General features: G+C 31.2%; 5 protein-coding genes. All 5 read right to left on the bottom strand.

What is annotated here, in order from left to right; all coding sequences use genetic code 11:
- Positions 1-245 precede the first annotated feature (245 nt).
- The 5 genes from RT037_RS13625 to RT037_RS13645 all read right to left on the bottom strand — a co-directional run bounded on the left by RT037_RS13625 (position 246) and on the right by RT037_RS13645 (position 3726).
- Complete coding sequence (locus RT037_RS13625) at positions 246-620, bottom strand: pentapeptide repeat-containing protein (protein WP_313032300.1); 375 nt, start codon at positions 618-620, stop codon at positions 246-248.
- A complete protein-coding gene (locus RT037_RS13630) occupies positions 613-870 on the bottom strand; it encodes a hypothetical protein (RefSeq protein ID WP_313032302.1) in 258 nt (85 codons plus the stop codon). Before RT037_RS13630 ends, RT037_RS13625 begins: the two co-directional genes overlap by 8 nt.
- Before the next feature lie 210 nt (positions 871-1080).
- Positions 1081-1719 (bottom strand): suppressor of fused domain protein, encoded by a 639-nt coding sequence (locus RT037_RS13635; RefSeq protein WP_313032304.1) that lies wholly within the window; start codon positions 1717-1719, stop codon positions 1081-1083.
- A 308-nt stretch (positions 1720-2027) separates the two neighbouring features.
- Positions 2028-3236, bottom strand: coding sequence for an intradiol ring-cleavage dioxygenase (locus RT037_RS13640; RefSeq protein WP_313032306.1), 1209 nt, complete (start codon positions 3234-3236; stop codon positions 2028-2030).
- 64 nt (positions 3237-3300) lie between these two features.
- A complete protein-coding gene (locus tag RT037_RS13645) occupies positions 3301-3726 on the bottom strand; it encodes a LytTR family DNA-binding domain-containing protein (protein ID WP_313032309.1) in 426 nt (141 codons plus the stop codon).
- Positions 3727-4227: the final 501 nt, after the last annotated feature.

Below are 4227 nucleotides of genomic sequence, written 5' to 3' on the forward strand. Positions count from 1 at the left end.
ATTCTGAAATATTTTTAAAGCGGAAAGTTTGGATGCGATTTCTGCTAACGGAAAAAGTATTGGCGAAGGACGGGCTACCTTGCAGACAATTTCAAAGAAAAACCGACCTGAGCAAAATGCTTTTTCAGATTTCTAAATTACGGAAAAAAGAAATATGAAAAGCATTTTGCGGATATTGCTAACTGAATTCTCAAAGACAATATTCACCCCGTCTTTTGCCAATACATTGTTAGCTGCAGTTTTTGTTATTCTTCATAGTCTTTAATCCATTCGTCAAAATGTGCTTTTGTTACAAGCTGTCCATATGATGAATTATTGTCAAAATAAATGTTGTCAGTCTTTGATCTTGCAAATTGTGCACTTTCGATACAAACATTTTCGAATTTAGCATTCGTCAAATCGGCATCTCTAAAATCACAAGTCTTAATTCCCCCGTTTATAAACTTTGCGTTTTTTAAATTTGCATTTTTGAAACTTACGTATAATGAACACCCCTCAAAAGTTATGTCTTGAAGATTTTGTCCTTCGAAGCTTTCATTCTCTATATCTAAATTTTCAAAATAACGATGTCCTTGTTGATATTTTTCCAAAACATAAGGAACTAAATTTGTCTTATTCATAAATAGATGCTCCTTTTAAAATGTCGGCAAATGTTTGCCAGTTCGGTTCGTCTGCATTTATATTTTGGTTGGAATTATTGTAATAGCCTTGAATGTCATTCGCATAAGAGCTAATAGCCTCAAGAAAATCATCAAGTTTTTTGTTTTCCCAATTTTCAGGGTTTTCGATAAGGTCTTGTCTCAATAAGTCGATAAATTTAATGAAAGATTGCCTATCTAATATTTTAAAATTTGAAATAAGATTTGTCATAAAATTGCAGCTAACGGAAAAAGTATTGGCGAAGTGCGGGCTTAAATTGAACGAAAGTTCAAGTTCAGACCAATCGTAGCCAATATTTTTTCAATGGAACTAAGTTAATCAAAAATGTGGAATTGGAAAATATTGGCGGCTAAAAAAGTAGAGTAGTTCAACTTACCCTTAACCCCGCATTTTGCCAATACAATGTTACCTGCAGTTTTTTTATTTGCAAACATTTTTCCTTCCAATTTTTACAATTTCCTCAATATTGTTTTTATCAAATTTTTCTAGTAGTTCATTTGCATTTGTATTTTTCTTAAACTCCAACTCTTCGGGATAAAGCGGAATTAAAGTGTAAATATCAATCTGTTTTTTGTTTTTAAGAGGTATTGTAGTAAATTCTTCGGAAAGCTCCATAGTATTTGCTAACATTACTGAGTTAAATCCAATTCCTTCAGCGAATTCCTCTTTGTCATCAAATTGAAAAGTATGACCATAACCAAACCAACTATTATTTTCGTGAGGTGAAATCATAATTTCTTTCATTATACGAATTGGCCAATAATTTTTTTCATCATGAAATGCTTCATAATTTAAATTCCACTCTTTCGGTAGCAAAAACATAATTTCAATATATTTAGATGAATTTACGTCTTTCGGAATGTTCATTGGTAAAGCACTCATGCCACAACTCAACAAAATGTGATAAGGTCTTTCTTCGGTCGCTTTTATAAAAAAAATATCTCTGTGGATTGTTTCTGATTTTATTTCGTCAAAAACTACAATATCCGAATTCTCGTCAAAAAAATCATCTAAATGACTATCAATTATTTCTACACTATTTGGAACGTCGTTTTTCATACTTTTCTTTTTTTGTTGAGAATATAAAATCGTTGAATATAAAATCAAAAAAATCGTGTTTAATTTGATAAAATTCATTTTTGTGGTGCTTTTTGTATAAAATTGCAGGTAACGGAAAAAGTATTTGCGAAGGGCGGGCTAAATTTAACTGAAAGTTCAATTTCGACCGAACGAAGCAAATTGCTTTTTCAGATTACCAAATTACAAAAAAAAGTAATATGAAAAGCAAGTTGCGACTAAATGCATCGGGTTTTTCTATTATAGATTCAACCCCGCCTTTTGCAAATACTATGTTATGTGCAGCCCTCTTATCGTTCATGTTTTGGCTCGTTTAAGTCAAAATAATTTCCTTTTGTTTTGTCAAGTATTTCTGAAATGAGTCTAAAGTTTTGTTCTGTCGGTTTTAGATTTACATATTTGTCAACTATTGTCCTGTGTCTGTAAATTATAAAGGTGTTTTCAACACTCGCATTTATGTTGTTAAAGTTTGCTTCGCTTTCAGTGTCGCTAAATGATGGTACAAAAGTCAAAGCAATTTTTTGAAGCCCTAATTCTTCTCCGATTTTTTCTAACTCTGTTTGCCGTGCCTGCTTATTATAATTCTTTGAGTTCCCGTAAACAAAGTATGCTTTAAGGTATTTTTCTCTTGATACGCTTTGGTGGTCTAATTGTTTAAGCCATTTTTTAATTTCATCCCAATCTGGATTGTCGCCAACGAAATATACAATTCCGTGATAACGTCCATATTTGCAAACTGGGCAAGTTCTTGTTCCTTTGTCTGGTCCAAAGGCGTGAAATGGTATAAATGAAGGTTGGTCTTCGCCAATTTGTAAGCCCGACTGTATGTCTGTTTTATTTTTTGTTGGATAGTCAGGAATATTCAACCCTAAAACAATATTATGTTCTGCAATTTGAGTGTTACCGTCTAAAACAATTCTTAGTATTTCTGTTCCTGCTCTGTCAATTTTACCATACTTTTTCTTATGTTTTAAATAAAATGGGTCATCATCAAAATAAAGGTCAGCATAATATTCGTTTTGGATGTCCGGTTCTTTTATCGATAAGTGAATGTGTTGCGGAATATTATCATTCGGATAAGCTGCCGGTCTTGAAGTTTTAATAGTGTAATTTCCATCCTTGTCAGACTTTACCCAACCTCGCAGTTTGCCGTGTTCCTTAGCTTGTTTAAGTGTTTCGTTATTTGATGAATACAAACCTTTATCATCAGTATGCCAATAATAGATGATGACATCAGATGCAGGTGTTTTACCGTCAAGATTAAAGACCTTGCCTGTCAATATGAGTTTTTGCTTGCCCTCTGTCCAGCCAACACTTATGTGTTCAGTTGAAATTTTTTCGGGCATTCCTACATACATTAATTCACAACCGTCGCAACCTCCACCAACAATTTTATTAACAATTTTTTGAACATTCTTGTTATCATTGCTTTGTCCGTTACAACTAAGAAACAAACTAAAGAAAAAAGATAATTTTAAAATCTTTGTAATTTTCATCATATAAATTTTTCGCAAAATTCAATCTAAAAATCTCAATCTAAAAATCAAATGTTGTGAAAGGAGTTTATTTTATGGCAAGATGATGCTCAAAAATTTCCTTAAACTTTTTTGCATAATTACGACTAACTCTCAAAGAAGTGCTATCTGAAAGCGTAATATCATAATCGCCATTTTTTCGGGATTGTAATGAAGAAATTTTTGTAACATTTACGATATGCGATTTATGAATGCGAACAAATAATTGAGCATTTAACTTTTTTTCCAATGATTTTAAAGTTTCAGAATGTAAATATTTCTTCTGATTATGGAAAATGTTTACATATGGTGAGTTTGCCGAAAAATAAAAAATATCTTCAACATTAATAATTACTTTTCTAGTGTTATCTAAAACAATGATTGAAGAAATATAGTTTTGTATTTCCGGTTCAATATTTTTTTCAGAATTGAAATTGTTGAAATTCCGTTGTATTTTGAAAATGGAGTAAGACAACAAGATGAACGCATAGATAATTAAAGTTTTAATTAAATAAGCCGACAATCCAAACCTAAATGTCTGGAAATATTCAAATGTGTGATAATAATAAATTTTTGAAAAAAGCCAAACTAAAAAAGGATAGGTTAACGAATGAATTAACACGACAATTGTAAAGATCATAAAATGCTTTACAAAACCATAAGTTCTTTTTACGAATTTTAAAAATAATTGAACTAAAGGCACAAACAATAACCAGTATGAACTGAAAATTAAGGCTTCCGAAAAGTAAAACGAATAATTTTGAGATTTTGCGGTAAAGAAATCAACACCAATGTTTACCACAATAAAGATTGAAACAAAAAAAAGTAAAACATATTTTATCTTATGTTCAATACTTAATGTTTGATATGCGAATTTTGTCGTCAATCTCTCTATTTATGCGGTTTTTATTGGGTTGCACATAACGGAAAAAGTATTGGCGAAGTGCGGGCTTTCGAAGAACTAAAAGTTCAAGAA

It is taken from the genome of Soonwooa sp. (assembly GCF_032062245.1).
Taxonomy (GTDB): Bacteria; Bacteroidota; Bacteroidia; order Flavobacteriales; family Weeksellaceae; genus Soonwooa.

Bases quoted from the DNA above. Each gene is read 5' to 3' on its own strand.
- RT037_RS13625 (WP_313032300.1), bottom strand. From the start codon at position 620: ATGAATAAGACAAATTTAGTTCCTTATGTTTTGGAAAAATATCAACAA.
- RT037_RS13640 (WP_313032306.1), bottom strand. From the start codon at position 3,236: ATGATGAAAATTACAAAGATTTTAAAATTATCTTTTTTCTTTAGTTTG.
- RT037_RS13630 (WP_313032302.1), bottom strand. From the start codon at position 870: ATGACAAATCTTATTTCAAATTTTAAAATATTAGATAGGCAATCTTTC.
- RT037_RS13635 (WP_313032304.1), bottom strand. From the start codon at position 1,719: ATGAAAAACGACGTTCCAAATAGTGTAGAAATAATTGATAGTCATTTA.